This window comes from Microcoleus sp. B7-D4, from assembly GCF_036705125.1.
Classification (GTDB): domain Bacteria; phylum Cyanobacteriota; class Cyanobacteriia; order Cyanobacteriales; family Microcoleaceae; genus Microcoleus.
The window spans coordinates 1-19,026 of sequence record NZ_JAUBTT010000130.1; the positions used below are offsets into that span (position 1 = coordinate 1).

At 44.0% G+C, this 19,026-nt stretch carries 14 protein-coding genes and 1 pseudogene; 4 read left to right on the top strand and 11 right to left on the bottom strand.

The features are described 5' to 3' along the window. The coding region (locus tag QUB12_RS33305) for an ATP-binding cassette domain-containing protein (protein ID WP_333310464.1) at positions 1-491 on the bottom strand (491 nt) is incomplete at its 3' end. Further along, positions 457-1,920, bottom strand: a complete 1,464-nt coding sequence (locus tag QUB12_RS33310; protein WP_333310466.1) for an ABC transporter substrate-binding protein/permease — start codon at positions 1,918-1,920, stop codon at positions 457-459. The genes QUB12_RS33305 and QUB12_RS33310, both read right to left, overlap by 35 nt. Positions 1,921-2,343: 423 nt before the next feature. Here QUB12_RS33310 and QUB12_RS33315 point away from each other — a divergent pair. Then, positions 2,344-2,475: pseudogene (locus QUB12_RS33315) on the top strand (GMP synthase (glutamine-hydrolyzing)); the annotation flags it as partial. Between the two features lie 96 nt (positions 2,476-2,571). On the opposite strand, the gene QUB12_RS33320 reads toward QUB12_RS33315, so the two are convergent. Further along, entirely contained in the window at positions 2,572-3,105 is a 534-nt protein-coding gene (locus QUB12_RS33320) for a DUF2726 domain-containing protein (RefSeq protein WP_333146602.1), read from the bottom strand. Between the two features lie 21 nt (positions 3,106-3,126). Beyond that, positions 3,127-3,399, bottom strand: coding sequence for a hypothetical protein (locus tag QUB12_RS33325; RefSeq protein WP_333146601.1), 273 nt, complete (start codon positions 3,397-3,399; stop codon positions 3,127-3,129). A gap of 310 nt (positions 3,400-3,709) precedes the next feature. On the opposite strand from QUB12_RS33325, the gene QUB12_RS33330 reads away from it, so the two are divergent. Then, entirely contained in the window at positions 3,710-7,633 is a 3,924-nt protein-coding gene (locus QUB12_RS33330; RefSeq protein WP_333300778.1) for an NACHT C-terminal alpha/beta 1 domain-containing protein, read from the top strand. A 218-nt stretch (positions 7,634-7,851) separates the two neighbouring features. Then, a complete protein-coding gene (locus QUB12_RS33335; protein WP_333146597.1) occupies positions 7,852-8,049 on the top strand; it encodes a hypothetical protein in 198 nt (65 codons plus the stop codon). Positions 8,050-8,175: 126 nt separating this feature from the next. On the opposite strand, the gene QUB12_RS33340 is transcribed toward QUB12_RS33335, so the two are convergent. After that, entirely contained in the window at positions 8,176-9,096 is a 921-nt protein-coding gene (locus tag QUB12_RS33340) for a cation diffusion facilitator family transporter (RefSeq protein WP_333146595.1), read from the bottom strand. A gap of 241 nt (positions 9,097-9,337) precedes the next feature. Between QUB12_RS33340 and QUB12_RS33345 the strand changes: the two genes are divergently transcribed. After that, on the top strand, positions 9,338-9,685 hold the full coding sequence (locus QUB12_RS33345; RefSeq protein ID WP_333146593.1) for a hypothetical protein: 348 nt from the start codon (positions 9,338-9,340) through the stop codon (positions 9,683-9,685). 126 nt (positions 9,686-9,811) lie between these two features. On the opposite strand, the gene QUB12_RS33350 is transcribed toward QUB12_RS33345, so the two are convergent. The 6 genes from QUB12_RS33350 to QUB12_RS33375 all read right to left on the bottom strand — a co-directional run. Then, positions 9,812-10,669 (bottom strand): rhodanese-like domain-containing protein, encoded by an 858-nt coding sequence (locus QUB12_RS33350; protein ID WP_333146591.1) that lies wholly within the window; start codon positions 10,667-10,669, stop codon positions 9,812-9,814. A 3-nt stretch (positions 10,670-10,672) separates the two neighbouring features. After that, on the bottom strand, positions 10,673-11,149 hold the full coding sequence (locus tag QUB12_RS33355) for a type IV pilin-like G/H family protein (protein ID WP_333300776.1): 477 nt from the start codon (positions 11,147-11,149) through the stop codon (positions 10,673-10,675). A gap of 49 nt (positions 11,150-11,198) precedes the next feature. After that, entirely contained in the window at positions 11,199-12,260 is a 1,062-nt protein-coding gene (mtnA, locus tag QUB12_RS33360; protein WP_333310468.1) for an S-methyl-5-thioribose-1-phosphate isomerase, read from the bottom strand. Between the two features lie 515 nt (positions 12,261-12,775). Continuing rightward, positions 12,776-13,072: a hypothetical protein gene (locus QUB12_RS33365; RefSeq protein WP_333310470.1), complete on the bottom strand. Its 297-nt coding sequence runs from the start codon at positions 13,070-13,072 to the stop codon at positions 12,776-12,778. Positions 13,073-13,331: 259 nt separating this feature from the next. After that, positions 13,332-14,693, bottom strand: coding sequence for a cytochrome 450 (locus QUB12_RS33370; protein WP_333310472.1), 1,362 nt, complete (start codon positions 14,691-14,693; stop codon positions 13,332-13,334). A gap of 325 nt (positions 14,694-15,018) precedes the next feature. After that, a partial coding sequence (locus QUB12_RS33375; RefSeq protein ID WP_333310475.1) for a M12 family metallo-peptidase occupies positions 15,019-19,026 on the bottom strand: 4,008 nt, incomplete at its 5' end.

Consider the following 19,026-nt stretch of genomic DNA (forward strand, 5'->3'; position numbering starts at 1 on the left):
GGTTCCATAGCCAAACAGCGGGCGATCGCCACCCGCTGTTTTTGTCCCCCCGAAAGCTTAGAAGGATAAACCTCGGCCTTATCTGACAAACCCACTTTTTCCAGCAATTCTAACCCCTTGAGACGCGCCTCATCCTTAGCCACCTGCTTCACCTTTACAGGGGCATACATCACATTTTGCAGCACAGTCATGTGCGGGAACAAGTGGAAATGCTGAAAAACCATCCCCACTTTCTGGCGGATTTTCAGAATATCTACCTTCGGCAGAGTAATATCCACCCCGTCAATGTATATGTGTCCCGAAGTCGGAATTTCCAGTAAATTCAAACACCGCAAAAAAGTAGACTTGCCGCACCCCGAAGGGCCAATAATGGCAATCACTTCTCCTTTATGAATCTCAGTAGTTATCTCGCGCAAAACCTTCAGATTGCCAAAAGATCTATACAGGCGATCGACCTTAACTGCTACTTTGGAGTCTACGTTCGAGTACATTGGCCCCCCAAGTTAAACTAAGCACCATCAAATAATAAATTGCGCCGACAAATATCAAAGGTTCAAAGTAAATATACTTTTCTGCTCCCACAATTGTAGCGCGGCGCAGCAAGTCTTCTACGCCAATTACTGAAACTAAAGCTGAATCCTTCAGCAAAGCAATACTTTCATTCACCAATGCAGGCAAAATATTTTTCAACGCTTGCGGCAAGATTATATCGCCCATCATCAGTTTGTAGGGAACGCCAAGGGATTCTGCGGCTTCTTTTTGACCTTTATCTACGGCTTGAATTCCGGCGCGGATTGTTTCGGAAATATAAGCCCCAGAATTCAGGAAAAAAGTAATCACGCCAGCTTGCAGCGCCGATATATTATAGCCCGTAAGCTGCGGCGTTGCAAAATAAACTAAAGTCAACTGCAAAATTAGCGGCGTTCCGCGAAAAATTGAGGTATAAGCAGTGGCAAACCAGAACAGCGGTTTAATGCTAGAAATCTTAAACAGAGACAGGACAATTCCCCAGATAAACCCAAGAAATGCCGACAGCAAGGTAAAAGTTAGCGTTACCCCAAGCCCGGACAAAATATAAGGTAAACTCGGCACGATTTTGCCAAAATCTAACCCGAACTTGGGCGCTACCGCAGGCTGATTTGCTTGAGCAGGTTCTTGCGGAATCGGTCGAGAAAACCACTTAGTAGCTAGTTCCTTAATTTGACCGCTGGCTTTCATTTGCTGTAGGACTCGGTTGAATTCTGGAACTAATCTCGAACCTTTCGGAAAGGCGATCGCCGAACCGCTTTCTTCAGTATTCGGAATTGTGTTAAATTCCAAGTCCGGGTTGGCGGCTGCATAACCCGTAGCGACAGTATCCTCGATCACTCCTGCCGCGATGCGGTTCGATTTAATTTCTTGAATGATGTCAGGAATTCTATTGAGAGCAGCCAGTTGCACACCGGGCATTTTTTTCACAGCTTCCTGCTGAATGCTTCCGAGTTGAACGCCTACTTTTTTCCCGGCTAAATCTTCAGCTTTGGTCAAATTGCTGCCTTTATTGGCGACAATTGTATTTTGAGCTTCGTAGTAAAGATCAGAAAAATCAACATTTTTTTTCCTTTCTGCTGTGGGAGTCATTCCCGCCATCACAAAATCGGCTCTTCCCGCCTGCAAAGCGGGAATTAAGCCGTTAAAATCCATGCCAATTACTTTCAGTTCGTAGCCCAATTTTTTAGTAATATATTTGGCAATATCGATGTCAAAACCGATGATTTCGTTGCCGCTAACAGCCGTATCTTTAAATTCATAGGGCGGGTAGTCTGGGGAAGTCGCCAGTGTTAAAGTCTTGTTGGCTTGGGCGTAACTGGCGATCGCAATTAAACAAAAGGCGATCGCGATCGCCGCCGCCAGCATTGATTTTAATTTTAAAAGTTTCATATCGAACATTGTCCTACAAAATCCCCGCGCCAACAAAGTATGCGAAACTTCATAATTATGTCACCACTCTAAAGATAGATAAGATGGGTAGGGTGCGTCAGGTTTGAGATTCTTAGTCAGCATAGAAAGTGTGATTCTGAGGCATCATTTGTTGCAAAATGCGTTAGTTGTGAGATTGTTGGTTTGTAGGAAAAATCATGCTAACTGACGCACGCTACTTAAAAGTAAATCACGCTCAATACTTAATCCGTGTATCCGTGTCAATCCCTGTCGTCCCTGCCTTCTTCTCTAACATTTTAGGAAGTAAAGCTTGTCCGCACAACTCCCACCCATGTTGTACCGTTGTCCAAGTTGCGATCGGTATTTCTAATCATCCAGCATATTCCATTTGTGGAACACGGTATTCAGTAGATCAGAGAAAAAGCTGATTGGGCGCGGGTTCCTTACGATTTGTTGGAACTGATCTCGAATCGGATTGTGAATGAGGTTAAGGGGGTGAACGGGGTGGTTTACGATATTACTTCTAAGCCGCCGGGTACGATCGAGTGGGAGTAATACCATTGTCGATTATTGATTTTCGATTTGGATAGATGCCGTCTGTAAGTCCTGTGTTAATTACAGGACTTACACAGAAAATTTATAGTCTAAGAGTCAACTGTAAACTGTCAACTGTGTTGAATAGTGTTGAAAAAATGCTTCCAGTTCTGTCCGTCCTTGTTGGGTAATTGAGTTGTAGAAGACTTCTTTTTGTCCATTGGGAGTGTAGAAACGATAGAAGCGTCGATCTCGATCAATTTGTCGCAGGTATACTAAGGGAACGCCAACAGATGCAAGGAGTCGGGCTTTTTTGCCATCGCGCACCTGCACCTCTGGGCGATCGTGCCAATGAGATTGACATTCTATCACCAGTTTGGCTTTGCGGCTAGCACCACAGCCGCGTTCCATCAAGGCGATATCGACTCTGGAACTCACCCAAAATTTCCAAAGTTCAATGGGAAGACGGGTGAAAGTTTCTGGACGGGAACAGATGATTTCTAGGGGAACTTGGGGACAGTAACGGAAGCGATCGCCTAAAATCATCTCTAGAATATCGAGAGCGATCGTTTCTAACTCGTTGATGATTTCTCCGCTTTGGAATTGGGGAAATGAAGACAAAGAATTGTCATAGTCCAAGGCGTATAGCATGAGTTTTATTTCCGATTAGGGTTAGTGGGAATTAAAGAGGTTGTAGACGACTGTCCAAGCGTTTGCACCAATAGCGGTGGCAGTCCAAGTGCCCTTCTGGTAAGGTTTGCCTTCTTTCCGAGCGCGGTAAAGAGTTGTGGTGGATACCTCCAACAGTTGCGCGACTCTATGGGTTGTGCAGGATTGCTCTATTACAGTTGGTTGGGATGGGAGTTTTACCCTTCTCTTTTTGTTAAGGGAGTCGAGGGGAGTGGGTGGCTCGTCTGGGAAAAGGCTGAGTTGAAAGGCTGTCATAAGCTGAACCTTTGAGTGCTAATGATTCAAGCCTATTGGAGTCAACTCGATTTCTCCAGAGCAAAACGGTTCAGAAAAAAGTGAACTGATCTGAACTGGTCAAGAAACTTGATGCTGACTATGCTAGGGATAGTTTTGATTGAGATTTGGCGCCTGTGCTGTTGTCCCGCCGTGGACTCAAGTCCACGGCTAATAGCGAAAGTCCACTTAAGTGGACTGAAGAGCGCTTTTTAGGCTCAGCATTTAGTCCTCTTTTAGAGGACTTTCGCTATTAGCCAGGGGTTTAAACCCCTGGCGGGCTATGCAACTGATGCAAAATTCTCAATTTCATCCACTTTGTTTGTTAGGAATGAGTCAAACTATGGCATCTCGCAGTGTTCGGATTGAGGGCGCAGGTTTGGATGAAGTTCGTCAACGAATGGCTCAACTGGAGAAGCCACGAAATCTAGATAAACGGGGCTGGTCTCAAGAAGACCTTGAAAGGCAAGCGTATGTGAGTAATAGCACAGTGAAACGCTTTTTAAAGGGAAATCCAGTCGATAGGAACTATGCTATTTCTATTCTTAAAGCATTAGGATTTGAACCCATAAAATTTATTGCCGAACATGACTCAAACTTGCAGAATTCCGAGCTAGAGCCACAGCCAAACATTGCTATTGATTGGCAGCGAGTTTGCCAAGAAATGTTAAATGAACAGCAAGAGGAGCAACGCTTCAGACGGAGAGCGACAGAAATGGGATTTGAAATCAATGTTTTTGTACCGCTAGGTTTAATCGAACGGAAACAGCAGCAGCGTCGCAGTGGTAATGTGCCTATGGAACTGTTGCATCAATTAGAACCGGAAGTCGTTACCCGAATTTACGAACATGATGAATTCATGACTGACGTTATTGAACAAAACCCTACTGGAAAAAATAAACATATTGCTATTGTCGGCGAACCGGGAGCAGGAAAGACAACGCTGTTAGATAAAATCGCCACTCACATTCAGGAAAATAATCGAGACTTGCCGATTTGCATTGCGCTGGCAAGTTTGCAAGGAAAGACACTGAAAGACTATATCCTTCAGGAATGGTTCCCGGAAGCTATGGCTCTGGTTTATCCTGATATTGATGTAGAGAAGTCTCACAAAACATCTCTACAGAAACGATTGCGTCAGGGTGGAATTTGGCTGTTACTCGATGGTGTCGATGAAATGGCTGTAGGGGCGAATAGTTGTTTGCCCCTAGAGGAAATCAGAAACCAGCTTACTGATTGGTTGGGTAATGTGCGGGTTGTTTTGACCTGTCGAACCAATGTTTGGGATGCCCGTCTCAACAATCCCCTCACAGGCTTTGATACTTACAAAACTCAGGAGTTTAAACAAGAGCAAGTAGATGATTTTATTCAGCAGTGGTTTGCTGAAGCAAAAAATATTCAACAGGGACAGGAGTTACAGAAAAAGCTGCAAGAACCGCAAAAAGAACGCATCCGCCAACTCGTAAAAAATCCGCTTCGCTTATCTCTACTGTGTCAAATATTCAGCAAAAATAAGCAAGTCGAATTACCAGAAACCAAAGCAGAACTATATCAACACTTTGTCCGCTATTTCTATGAGTGGAAACCATCCCAAACGGTTATTGATTGGGCGACTCAACCAATTTTGCAAGAAGAATTACATCAAGCCCTCGGTCATTTGTCTATAGCAGGATTGGATAGCGATGCTAGATTTCGGTTGCCGCTGACTTTAATTGAAAAAGAAATGGGCGATAGGCTGTTTAAATTAGCCTGGGATCTCGGTTGGCTGAATTTGGTAGATCGAGAAGCTGCAACAGATGAACCTGTTTACGCATTCTTTCATCCTATATTCCAGGAATATTTTGCATCTTTAGTAATTGATAATTATCAATTTTTCATGGAGCGCTATCGAATCTTTGAAACCCAATGGCTAGAAGTAGCTATATTATGGTTAGAAAGTTTCCAAATTTCAGCACTGCTAAAGAAAGAATTGATCGACACAATAACGAATTTTAACGAAGACAAATGGAACAATCTGTATCGGCTTAAGCTTCTACCATTAAATATAGTTTACTCGTGTCAATTTGGCGACATACAATTTATTACTGAATGGGTTTATTGGGTATGCTTGGATGATAATCCACAAACACAAGTATACAAATTAATGTTTCCTGGCTATGAGGAATTCATCATAGAATCGTTAAAATATTACGCTTCCAAAGAAGCCTGTGATATTATAAATGAAGTCATCAATAATCATACTGATTTAGAAATATACGATCTATCTAAGCTTTTGGAAGTTTTATTTAAAATCAACCCGGAGTATGAATGCTTAAAAGTATTAATCCCTAAATTATTAAAAGATGATAATGAGGGACGTGCCATAGAAGTAGCAACAATAGCTTTAAAAAATGATAATTTCAAGCAAGTTGCCGTTGATTTTTTAGTGAATGCTTTATTGAAAGAAGATGAGCAATACGAAATACAAAGTTTTGATATCGTTAATATTTTAATGGATTCTAAGATTTTGGACAACTTGGTTATTGGTAAGTTAACATCATTTTTAAATAGTAAAAATTATATGATTCAATCGCTAGCTATTTCACATTTAGACGAACTAAGCCTAAATCATAACCCTTTAGTCAACAATCAAGAAATATTGGATGCTTTGATTAATTTCATAAGTCAAAATCGAGACAATCAAATAAGTATTATGCCTGCTGTTAGTATAATCAAGAGACTTGATATTGATATTTCAAAAGTCAACCGAGCAATCATTGATTTGTTAAATAATTCACAACATCTAGTGATTATTATATTTTTATTTGACTATTTGGAAACACAAGGTTTTATTGAGGAAATTATTAATAACTTAATCAAATTAATTGCAAATGAAGAAGACAGATATGAATCTATAGCTTATGCTCAAATGTTAGTAAGGGCAAGCTTGAGGTATCCAAAAATTTTCGATAACCCGTCAGTTATTAAAAAAATGATTTGTTTGGTAGAATCAAAAATTGATTTTTACTATGTTTTAATACAAATTTTTTCTCAAACTGCAACAATGTATGAGCGTTTTAAAATAGTAGGCTACCAGAGTAGCAAAGATAAGACATTCATTAATCTTATAAGTTTATTGATAGAGAACTATATGAAGAGAAATATAACCGAGGAGTTAAATTCAACCACAAGTAATGATACAGAAAATATAGAAGATTATTTAATAGAGAAACAATATGTTGAATTTGTTTCACTAATTAGCGATTCAGAAAATTTAAACCTTACAAATTTGATGCAAAATTCTTTTACTGGGAAATTATTATATAATTGCGAAGAAATTGCGATCGCCAAAATTAAACAAACTAATTTTGAAGTGATAGATAAAATGATTGAAATTATCCAAATAAATAAAGATAACATATTACGCCATATTTGTATTGAAATATTAGTCAAAATTGAAACATCATCAAAACAATCGATTATTGAGAAATTAGTAAATTTAATCGTCAATTTAAAAGATAGTCAAATTCAATGGTCTATTGCCGCCGCATTACAACAAATTACTCACAAACCACAACTGCAAAGGCTAGTTTTTGGTTTAAAGGATTATGTAGAAGATGCAGTTGCTAAGTCAGACCATAATTTATATATAATTGCTCATTCAGTGCTGTGGCATTGTGCTAATCACTTGAGTTATACGGAATTTTCTGACGCTTGTTGTGTTCAACCATCCTTTACTGACTTAGAGGCATTTGAAAACATCTCTATTGCTAACTCTTCTACTCCTCAACTCCTCCTCAACAAAGTTGAGCAATCTTCAGTTCTTCAGTCTGCGGTTTCCCATAATGAAGAACTCGATCGAGCAGTACAACTGATTTGTATTGATGGTAGCGAATTTAACCCTCTAGATAATCCTGCCACTGATATCTACATTCAAATGGTAGAGCAAGGTTGTCCAGAACGACAAGAAGGAACACCCACAACTATGCCACTGCTCAAAGCCTATTGGCGACTGAATTTGAGAAACCTAGAAAAACGAGTTGCGTTGGTGTTCTACAACTCTAAAATCGATCGCGAATTCAGCGAACCTTTTCTAACTGCACTGAGTGCTTTTGGAGGCACGATCGCAATCATCACCGATCGACCATGCGACAATGTAAAACGCATTTCTCCTAACCATCCGAATCTCATCGATGCAGTTTTGAAATGGCTGCATCGATCGATTTTGGAGGCTTGAATTTTGATTTTGGCAGAAGACGATCGCTTTTTCACCAACTCAGGCCCGATCGCACTCACACCCCCCAATCCAACTCGATCCAAACATTTCTTCATCTTTCTCTGAATTAAGAGAAGCGTCGGCTAAAACAGAGTAGGAGAATTTCGGCTACGATCGAGAGTAGATAGGCTAGCACCAGATAAAATAAAGTAAAAATTCCATCCGCACTACCCGTTGAGATGGCTGCGAGCTCTCGGTTCAAAAGTCGAGATTTTGCTACCTTGGCATTTGCCGGGGGACATGGCTACAGAAATTCAAAATACTTGGAATTTATACAAATAGAAAGACAGAAATCGACGACAGCCGATCGATCTATTGTGGAAAACTTGCCGATTTCTGTGGAAAACCCCCCTTTTCCTGTGGAAAACAGCAACTAAATTAAGTGCGATCGCTCTAACCCGATTGATAGGATTTAAAAAATTGGAGGAATTGCGGTAAGTAAAAATACTTTCCCGATTCTTCAATTAATCCGTGTATCCATGTCAAAATCACTGGTTGTGCCTTCATTTTTCAGAATCGTAGCTAATTTGGTCGGACTCGTAAGCCGGCGGCTCAACATGAATTAAGATGCGTACAGGGCTGAAACGTTCTTCCAAACGGGCTTCTACTTCTTCTGTAATCCCGTGAGCTGTTTCTACATCGACAGCATCCACAATCATGTGCATATCAATAAATACTTGACGCCCTACAACGCCACGGGAGGCGATCGAGTGACAGTTGACAACTCCCGGCACATCGATCGCGATCGCGTGAATAACTTCCGGTGCGATCGCCATTTCATCCACCAACCAAGGCAGATTTTCCCTTAAAACCTTCCAACCGCTGCTAAACACCAAAACAGCCACAGGAAAAGACAAAAACACATCCAGGAATTGTAATTGAGGTATATTCCAAACCTGCCCTTGCCAAACACCAATCAACCCGCCGATGACCATAATTGTCACCCAAACATCGCTCATCGTGTGCTGAGCGTCTGCCACTAAAATCGCGCTACCGAGACGTTGGCCAACTCTGCGCTCGTAAAAAGTGACAAAAATATTAATCCCCAGTACAATCAGCAAAATCCACAGTTCATTTGGGGATATTTTGACAACTTTACCCCCGTTAATCAGCCTTTCGACAGCACCGCTGAGAATTTCAAAACAGGCAATTCCCAGAAAAGCAGCAATTCCCAGAGCTCCGAGAGCATCAAATTTTTGGTGTCCGTAGGGATGATCGCGATCGGGCTGCGGATTGGCATAATGATTAGTTACCAATCCTAAAATATTATTAGCGCTGTCCGTGACACTGTGCAAAGCATCTGCCAGCAAACTTAGGGAACCAGTCAGCCATCCCACGGCTGCTTTAATTGCCATCACCAGCAAATTGAGCAATAAGGTAATTATTAAAACCTTGCGGACTTCGGAACGGTTATCGGCAACCATAAACTCTCCTCGATCTGCCCTCAAGTTTTCTGGTTTCTAGTTTAAAGCTTATCAAGCCATAACAGGTTAAAAGTATTGCTGAATCTAGCTTTCAACTAGATTTATATTCATTAATTTAGCCTAGCTTCTTGAGACAAATTTTAATTAATAGCAGTTTCGCCGCCCAATTTAGCTGGCAGGTACTTCTTTTAGGTTATTGTATATTTTATCATTAACAATTGTATGTTAAATTTCATTGCCCATGTCTCTTTCTCCGCTGACACTGAATTTAGTCGAAGGTTCTGTATCCTTTAGCTTTTCCCCGCAAGCCGCGCGGGATTTGCAAAGCGAAATTGCAGCTTTGATGGAAAGCTTGAAAGCTGTAGCAGCCAAAACCGCTGGCGCTAAAGCTTCTCCCCAAAAACCGATGGAATATCGGTATGCAGGAGATGTATTTTTGGAAGTTTTCTGCAACCCGAATATCTGGCCAACTCCTTTTGCTGCGAAAGTGCTGATTACGGTTCGGGACGATCGCGTGCGCGTCACCACCGAAGCCGAACTCAGCCGCCTGCGCGACGATATCGCTCAGTATATCGAACAAGTAGGTTGAGATTCTCAACCTCGATCGTTTGTAGTTAATAGGTTGAAGCTGAGTTCAGATACCATTCTCAAGAACAGGCTTTCCTGCCTGTTCCACAAACATTAAATTTTCTTGTGGGGAGTAGGGGTTGGGCTTCTAGCCCGCCCGTGAAAGGATTACTGACAAAGGATAGCTATCTGCCGGCGACGCCGACCATTCCCACATTGAACCTGCATAATTCTTAGCATTAAATCCCACATTTGTCAAGACACAAGTCAACCATGCAGAGCGAATTCCCCCACTACAATAACTCACAATTTGAGTTGACAGCGAAACTCCTTTCTGCTGCAAAATAGCGACAATTTCCCCGCGATCCAGCAGTTTCCCCTGTTTGTCCATTAACTGTTTGTAATAGAGGTGAACCGCACCGGGAATGTGGCCACCCCGCTTTTCTCCGTAAGGCGTTTTACCTGCATATTCTCGCGGCTCTCTGGCGTCAATAACTGCTAAATTAGCATCTCCTAAAATAGCTTTCAATTCATCCCGCTGAATTTCCCAATTCGAGCGGCGAGATATTACAAAATCTCCTGTTTGCGGTGGATTGTTTGCAGCTTTTACTCGATTAATTCCAGCTTTGATTAAAGCCCGATATCCTCCATCGACAAAAACTGCTTTCTCGTGTCCCAAAGTCCGCAACATCCAAACAATTCGCCCGTCTTCGCCCCACCCTTTCACGGAATCGGCAACGACTATGACAGGTTTGTCTTGACAAATACCAATTGCTTGCAGTTTTTGAGTTAAAACTGTGTTATTTTCGATAATTTTTCCCCTGTGGGGAAAGTCGGAACGCGAAAATTCCTGCCAAGTTACGGGAATAGCTGGTGGGAGACGGCAAAACCACTTTAAAATGGGTGCGCGAGCATCTAGTAAAGTAGCTTCTTGTTCCAGCAATTCCTTAGCTAAATCTGCATTTACTATCCAGTTATTTGCTAAATTACCCAGTAAATTAGACATACTTTATTGAGTAACTTTGGCTGTATTAGCACCGCAGGCTAAAACCCCTTTGGTATTAGTTGGATTAGCTGGTTTAGTCTTGCCAGGAGCAGCATTTATACACAAGATTGTTTGCGTCTTGTTTGCCACCAAAAAGACTCCCCCCACAAAACTTTTGAGATTAGCTTGCTTCGATACTCCGTAGTTAAATACAGCACCTTTTTTCACCATGCCGATCGAGTAGCTGTAATTGGCTGAGTTAGGTTTAACTTGGAGACCTAGATAAACCAATAGATTGGAAACAGAACTTGTAAAGCCTGCTTTTTCAGCATAGTAAACTTGCTGAGCTTTATTCATCGAACCCACAAAGTTTTTCGCTTGTGATTCCTTAGCTGTAAGCGTTTGTGAAACTTGAGCTTCCGAGACAGGACTGAAAACAACTGGCAGAGTTAGAACTGCGATCGCAACTTTGAGCTGCCAGTTGCGGCTGCTAGGCATCATGCTTAATTTCACAGATAACAGGTGGAATGAGCGGTTGAGCAACATACAATTAAACTAATTGTTTTGCCTGAAACTGTTTCAACGCCCCAGGAGCAACCGTGCCGTGTTCTGTAATAATTCCTGAGATTAATTCCGCCGGAGTTACGTCAAAAGCGGGATTGTAAAATTCGACTCCCACAGGACAAATTCGCGTAGTTCCAACTTGATACATTTCAACTGGATCGCGTTCTTCAATGGGGATTTTGCTGCCGTCGGAAAGTTCAAAATCAATTGTTGACAGAGGCGCGGCAACAAAGAAGGGGACGTTGTGAGCTTTGGCAACAATTGCTAAACTGTAAGTGCCAATTTTATTGGCAGCATCGCCATTAGCAGCGATTCTGTCCGCACCGACAACTACTGCGTGAATCATGCCGAGTTTCATGCAGTGGGCTGCCATATTGTCGGCTATTAATGTGACAGGAATTCCTTCTTGCACGCATTCCCAAGTGGTGAGTTTTGCACCTTGGAGACGGGGCCGAGTTTCATCAGCAAAAACTCTTCCAAGTCTTCCTTCTCGCCAAGCAGAACGAAATACACCTAAAGCAGTTCCGTAGCCGGCTGTTGCTAATGCACCTGCATTGCAGTGAGTTAGTAAGTTCAATTTTTCGGGTGTAGCTGGCAGAACTTCTAAACCTTTGTCGCCGATATCTTTACAAGTTTGCAAGTCTTCTGCTTGAATGGTTTTAGCCATTTCTAACAATGTTTTTTGCACTTGTTCGACAGAACCGCTAGTTCTCTCGGCAGTTTTGAGCATTCGCGATATTGCCCAAAACAAATTAACCGCAGTGGGACGAGTCGATCGCAATAACTCGCCAACTTGTTCTAATTTAGCGAGAAATTCGCTACGATCGCCCGTTTCGATTTCTCGCGCCCCCAAATACATCCCGTAGGCTGCTGCTACCCCGATCGCCGGAGCACCTCGGACTATCATAGTTTTAATCGCCTCAGCCATATCTTCGCAGCGACTAATTTCGACTACAGCGTATTCTTTCGGCAGTCGGTTTTGGTCAATTAGCAGAACTCGGTCTTCTTTCCAAGTGACGGGGGAAACGGGGGAGTTTTGAGGGGTCATCTATTTCAATGATGTGAGGGACAAGTTTCTATGATGCCATGAAGGCGACTATTCCCGCCACTTCGATCGACAAAACCCGCCTAATTAAGCGGGTTTTGTAGTTTCCCTAAATAGTTTCACTCTTGGGCAATGATTAAACAATCACTGTCCACTTTAGACAGCATATCTGGAAAAGCTGATGTGTAGTTGCCATCTTTGTCTACAATCCTGCGGAGTATATATCCGCTCTCAGCAGGTCTGCCGAAAAACGAGTTTCTGCGATGCCAGATATCTCCATTCGGAGTGTTCGGATCTCGATCAAAAAATCTACAAGCCACTGTGGCACACACCATCCAAACACTATCGGCGTAATGTGTCCGTGCTGCAAAGTTGCATCCGAGAATCGAAACAAGTAAGTGATCCGAGAAAATTTGACTAAATAAAGTAACATCCGTCCCGCCATTGATGAATGAAATGTCCAGATAACAGGGTCAATCGATTTTAGATTTTAGATTTTAGATTTTAGATTTTAGATTTTAGATTGAGCCCACGGATAAATGCGGGGGCTTGAGGATTTTTGATTTTCGATTTTGGATTGATTCCACGGATAAATCACGTGGCGGGTACCACCTTTGAAATTCCTGGTCAAAAACGCGCAGCAATAACGTTTTTTCGTCAGCATTCCAGTCCGAACTGTGCATCGTCAGACAATGGTCTGGTAAAACATTCCCGTCCATAAAAAAGATACCTTGCAGGACTTCAGGTAACTCCGCTGGATGTTCTACTTTCATCCAATTAGCGATGTCTTTTAGTTGCTTTTGTTCGATTAACATGGTATTATTTATCGTCAAAATAGTTGTGCTTTGGTTTCCTATTAGATACCCCCTTGATTTCTTAGTCGATCGCTCAATAGTTTGTGTGGCGTGCGGTTTCAACTCACATCTTGCATCATTCTCAATAAGGCTTTTATGTGCGGGCAGGATGCCCACCCCACAAGCAATTAATTCTTTGTGGAACAGGCATCTTGCCTGTTCTTGAGAATTGTGTAATATCTCAGTTTCAACCGCTATCTGATGCGAGCTTTTGGATTGATTACCGCCCCAAGTTAGGCTCAGAGCCTCGCCGCACTTTGCCTACCGTACTGACGACATCCACGAGCATCTTGAGTGCGATGTCTTTACCTGGGCAAATCCGTCCCGCACTCCGATCGCCCACGGAATGAAATCCCATATGAAAAGGGCACAGATTCTCCCGCTTAGCGTTAAATTCGTATACCGTAGAGCCCCAGAAACTCTCGTCTAGCAGCCCCAAACTGAGCGGTATCAGTACCTTGGTTCCTGCGGGGAAGGTGCGCTCTTTGCCCGCTACCGTTGCGGTGAAAGGCTCTGTCGCGACTCGGTGCGTGGCGCTGACGGGAGCCCAGAGGCGGGCGCATTCCAGGAGGAAGAGCTCGATCGACTGGCGATCGTCCAAATCGAGCTCGTCCCAAAAATCAGTCGGGTTAATTTCGGCCGTCTGCTGTCCTTTATAGGCGGGGAGAGGCTGGTATCCCATTGCCGTGTAGCCTAGGTGCAGGGGGCCTTGCAGTCCCGCTATGCCCATAATTGATGTCATCAGCTTTGCCAATTCCCGCTTAGTCATGCCGTTGTTTTCCGAGCTCTCCTGGAAGTCGGCTAAAGCTGGGGAATTTTCATAGATAGTCGCTGCACGCTCGATTAGAGTAGACAAATCCCCGTGTCCAAACAGGTTCAGGCTTTGCAGCAGGTTGCCGATGACTGCGAAGTAGTGCAGCGGGCTTTGGCGAGTGTAATGTAATTCGGTGAGAAGTTCGATCGACTCTGAATCGTCTGGATTAATCCCAAAGATGACGTAGTGCAGATATCGGACTAAAAATCCCATCCAACCCCGCTTGACATCGGTAAAAAACGCTCCCCCCGCACCGTGCGACATCTCGGCATAATCTGCAGCTAGCCTCAGCAGCAACCGTCGGGCGATTTCGTCCCCTTGGCGATCCGTTGTCGCACTGTTGAATAGATATTTCTGCATACAGCTTCGGAATGCTGCGTGGTTGCTGGTATCGTCAGTGGCGCGATCGGACAAAGACAGCAGGAAAAGGTTTCTGCCGCCGACATCTTGGTTGGGCGCGCGATCGGGATCGAGTACAGAAGTACCAAGCCGCCATCCGCGCGCCTGGGGCGATGTGAGTGCTTTTTCCAGCGTGTCAAACTCTCCCATCACGACTTGCCCCGCGCAGCAAAAGTTCGCTCCAAAAGCCAGCCGTTTTATCGGCAAATACGTGGGTTCGTTGGCAATCAAACCCTCAATCAGGGCGATCGGAGGTAGCATCGTTTTGCTGAGACTCTCCTCCGGGTTTTGCAAAGCCCAAACCTGAAACTCGTTCAGGGCCGGGTTCATCAGCGATGAGAAAATAGTATCTAAATTTAGGTTCATCATAATTCCTCCGAGAATCCTTCGCCATAACGCGCTTCGCATTTAGCAGCAAGAGGGTATTGAGCGGCAATTGAGCCGGTATTCAATCCCACTTAATTGCCAAAATAAGTAAGTATAACTATAGCCATCTTTATTGGTGCACGCAGTGGCAATATAGATATAGTTTTACTGAATATGTATGCGCCCAAGTCTAGCCTTGTCCCGGAGATTGAGTGGAATTTATAACGATTTCTGGTAAGTATATCTACTTTCTGCATCTAAACTATTAGCCCCACTCTCTGATAGCCGCACATAAATACGATTTATGTGCGACTACTTGCTATTAAAGTTAGCCGAAATTTGCGACATTAATTAGAGTGGACGATACCCCATTAATAGAAGCTAAAATTTCTCCGGTTGCAGCCAACCGGATTAAAGTTGAACCGCTATCTTGGACAATCGCCAATTGCGAGAAAATCAGTCCGTTACCCAATACTAACAAATCTTTACCGACTTCAAAGTCAGTAATCGTATCAGTACCGGAATTCGTAGAGAGTAAAAACTTATCTACTCCCATGCCTCCCGTCAAAGTATCAAGTCCCAAACCGCCCGTCAGTAAATCATCTCCCTTACCTCCGTAAAGCATATCATTACCATCATCGCCATTCAAAATGTCAGCACCACGGTTGCCAAATAAGGTATCATCACCGCTACTTCCGAGCAAAGTATCGCTACCTTTGCCACCGAAAACCGAGTCATTCCCCAGAACTCCATTGAGGGAATCATTGCCCCTCATGCCCATCAGCAAATTATTCGCGCTGTCGCCAGTCAGGATATCGTCGCCATTGGTACCAAGAATTGCATTCGGGGAATTGCTGCCCAAATCTACATCGCCGCTGACAACAGGAGTTGCAATCACAGCCGGCAATACTACAGCTTCAATTCTCCTATCTAAAGCAGTACCTGTATTGTCAGCAACTACCTGGGAAATAGGTTTATTTCCGCTACCAACTGATTTGAAGTCTTGAGTAGTTGGGCCTAAAGCTACTTGTTGGACGCGGGCAAGTGATTCAGGAATTGAGGTTCCTGTTGGGTTGGAGACAGCGCTATCAATGCGCTGATTGGCTGTTGCCATTACAGTCGCAGCTTGGGAGGTAATTTGGGTAACAGTTTGGCTGTTAAAACTGGGGTCTATTTGCTGGATTTTAGCTGCTGCTTGCTGAATGATTGGTTCTAAGGCTGCTGCATTACTGAGGTTTAAAACTGTACCGGATTGAATTTGAACGGTAATTGAACTGACAACAGCTTTGACAATATCCTGACTAGCTGCACTGGAAGCACCGTCAATCAAACCGCTGGTTTGAGTGATGAAGTTTTGGACTTTGACCATTTCGGATAAGACTTGGACTCCGCCCGGTTGATTGTTGTTGGTAGCGTCGATCGGGTCGAAATCGGTGATGTCAACATCAGGGGGAATCGCCAGAGAAGATTTGACAAGAGATTGCGCTGTTTCCGGTGCAACTCCCTTATCAATTAAATCCACTACCAAACTCGTTAACAGCGTGACAACAGTAGCATCCGCAGGTGCTGTGACGGGTGTTTCTAGTGGCAAACCAGTAGCGGTGTCAGTGCCTCCAAAAGCAACTATATTGCCTTCCTCTGGATCAACTTCCCCATTCTGATTTTTGTCAAAGGTTTCCAAGGGAATATCGAGTTCGTATTCACCTTTAGGGCCCGTTATTGTAGAGGATTCGTTCGCATCCTTTACCCCATTCTTGTTACCATCAAAGAACACAGTAGCGCCAGCAATGTAACCGTCGATTACAGAACCCCGACCTTGATTGTAAACATCGAAAAATGCTATATCCGATGCACCAGCAGCATCCCTGGCTGTTACCCGAATCCAGTAGTTTTGACCGCGCGGCAAGTTATTGTCAACCCTGAAAGTGCGGCTGCTGGCGTCGAAACTCATTCCGGTTGGTAAGGGACTAATGCGGTTCCAACTTGTCGGGATTGGCGATCGCCCCCCGCTGACATTTCGCCACTCGAAATTGCTCACATTTTCATACCAATCAGCAGTGTAAGTCAGCGTATCGCCGGGATCGGGGTCAGTGAAAGTGTTGTTTTGAAAAGTAAACTGCAAGTTGCCAGGACTCGAACCCGGTTGCAAGCTCAAACCTTGTTCACGGAACGGAATGGTCAAGACTGGCGGACGGTTGACGCCAGGACTCAGATTCAGATTAATATAACCTGACGATCCGCCGAAGCCATCTACTGCTATTTTGTAAGTCGTACCGGCAGTAGCAGTAAAATTGACTCGACTGGTTTGACCTCCAGCAGGGTCGTTATTATTGCTAGCAACAGTCGCCAAACTAGAAACTGAACTGCCAGTGTAAACCCCTAGCAAAGTATCGAAGGAACTGCCCGCCGTAGAAACTGTTACCGGGCCAGAACTTGGGGCTGTCCAAGACCACCAAATAGATTTACCACCGCTGTTACCTGCGTGATTTAATTCTCCTGTCTGTTTAGTGCCATTGACATTTAAGCCAGTTGTGGAAAAAGAACTACCGCTGACAGTTTTTGCCTTCTCAAGATTATCATTTGAGTGCCGCCAATTAGCACCGTAAATTGCAGTATTGTTCAGCGTGCGAGCATTATTTGTGGAACTCGTTCCTGTGGGTTCGCCGAGATATGTGCGATCGGGATTAGACCAGCGATTAATCCGCGTAGTGGGAGGATCGCTTTGGTAAGACATTACGGTGCGGAAAGTGTTTGGGCTGGCGGTATCCCGATAGCCGTAAGAATAGGGATAAGAAACAGCACTAAAAGCGTTTTCTGAATTGTGGTCAGCACCTAGGTTGTGTCCTAGTTCGTGGGCAAAGCTGTAATTTCCTGCTGCACAACTCCTCTTGACTACAGTAAAGCCTGAATTTGCAAACCCATAGCTAGGACTTGTCATTACGTAACCCAGACCGCAGTAATCTAAGCTATTAACAAATAAGCTCACCATGTCAGCCGAATAGGTGTCCCGCAGTTGGTGAACATTGTCTAAAAAACCATCGGAAGTATTGCGGAGTCTGCCTAAATCTGTGCTGGCATTGCCACTTTCGGTGTAGGATATCTCCTGTCTGTGTACTATTCGTATCCGCTGGTTGACGCCACTGTTTTCGTAACCTAAATTTGTTTCAGATTCGGCCAGGTCAATCAAGGTATTCATGGCATCAGTACCCCCCTCGGCGTCTTTGGCTGACGCGGTATAAACGACCATGACATCTATTACCGCAGGGTCGTCGCCAGTCAAATCGTAGCTGATGTCTGGAAGGTCAGCCAAACTGTCGCTGGGGACGGGAACTGCATCGCTTTCTTGGTTAAATTCGGCAGGATCGGGAAAGGCTGCTTGGTCGATTTCTCGAATGCTGTGCAGACCGTTACCTGCATAACGAATTTGGTAAAATTTGTCTTTATACCTGATATTGCCGATCGCCACGCCATCCTTTTTACTGTTGGTCAAGATGACTTCACTGTCATCTAAAGCACCTTGAATTCTGCCAATCCGCACCCAACTTTGTCCATTGGATGAGGTTTGTACTTTGTCAATGATTACGTCAAAAGACGTATCGTTGAATAAGTTAAGGTTGAGCGGCCCTTCGTCTAAACTCTGTTGTGGGTCGTCTATTAAGTCAAATTTGACGTTAGATAAGCGCTGTCGCTTAACAGTGGGGTCGTCAAGGTCAGCTTCTGCGACAACTTGCCCGGGTGACAGGGGAATGAATAAAGAATTGCGTTTGTTGGCTAGGGTATCATTATCGCTATTGGTGACAGCGACATCGGCTGCATTTAAGCCGTTATAATTGTTGTCCGCACTAACAGCAGGGGCAGTAACAATCGTGTAAGCTTGCTCGCCGTCAACAACATTATCATCAACACCTGTTAATGTTACCGTTTGCGCTGCATTCCAGTTACCAGAATTGAAAGTCAGCGAGACAGGTGAAACTGTTCCTTCTGTTGTATTTGAACTTCCTAAATCTATTTTGACATCAGCAGTAGGTTGGCTGTTGAGTTTGACATTAAATGTGGCTGTTTGGCCTGCTTCTGTCGTGGTTAATCCACTTGCAGCATTAACACTAATTCCAGCAGGTGTCGGTGTTGGTATTGGAGGTGTTGGGGTTGGTGTTGGGGTTGGTGTTGGGGTTGGTGTTGGTATAGGAGGTGTTGGAGTAGGAGGTGTTGGAGTAGGAGGTGTTGGAGTAGGAGGTGTTGGGGTTGGAGGTGTGGGAGTAGGAGGTGTGGGAGTAGGAGGTGTGGGAGTAGGAGGTGTGGGAGTAGGAGGTGTGGGAGTAGGAGGTGTGGGAGTAGG

Bases quoted from the DNA above. Each gene is read 5' to 3' on its own strand.
- QUB12_RS33310 (WP_333310466.1), bottom strand. From the start codon at position 1,920: ATGAAACTTTTAAAATTAAAATCAATGCTGGCGGCGGCGATCGCGATC.
- QUB12_RS33320 (WP_333146602.1), bottom strand. From the start codon at position 3,105: ATGCTATACGCCTTGGACTATGACAATTCTTTGTCTTCATTTCCCCAA.
- QUB12_RS33325 (WP_333146601.1), bottom strand. From the start codon at position 3,399: ATGACAGCCTTTCAACTCAGCCTTTTCCCAGACGAGCCACCCACTCCC.
- QUB12_RS33330 (WP_333300778.1), top strand. From the start codon at position 3,710: ATGCAAAATTCTCAATTTCATCCACTTTGTTTGTTAGGAATGAGTCAA.
- QUB12_RS33335 (WP_333146597.1), top strand. From the start codon at position 7,852: ATGGCTGCGAGCTCTCGGTTCAAAAGTCGAGATTTTGCTACCTTGGCA.
- QUB12_RS33340 (WP_333146595.1), bottom strand. From the start codon at position 9,096: ATGGTTGCCGATAACCGTTCCGAAGTCCGCAAGGTTTTAATAATTACC.
- QUB12_RS33345 (WP_333146593.1), top strand. From the start codon at position 9,338: ATGTCTCTTTCTCCGCTGACACTGAATTTAGTCGAAGGTTCTGTATCC.
- QUB12_RS33350 (WP_333146591.1), bottom strand. From the start codon at position 10,669: ATGTCTAATTTACTGGGTAATTTAGCAAATAACTGGATAGTAAATGCA.
- QUB12_RS33355 (WP_333300776.1), bottom strand. From the start codon at position 11,149: ATGATGCCTAGCAGCCGCAACTGGCAGCTCAAAGTTGCGATCGCAGTT.
- mtnA (WP_333310468.1), bottom strand. From the start codon at position 12,260: ATGACCCCTCAAAACTCCCCCGTTTCCCCCGTCACTTGGAAAGAAGAC.
- QUB12_RS33365 (WP_333310470.1), bottom strand. From the start codon at position 13,072: ATGTTAATCGAACAAAAGCAACTAAAAGACATCGCTAATTGGATGAAA.
- QUB12_RS33370 (WP_333310472.1), bottom strand. From the start codon at position 14,693: ATGATGAACCTAAATTTAGATACTATTTTCTCATCGCTGATGAACCCG.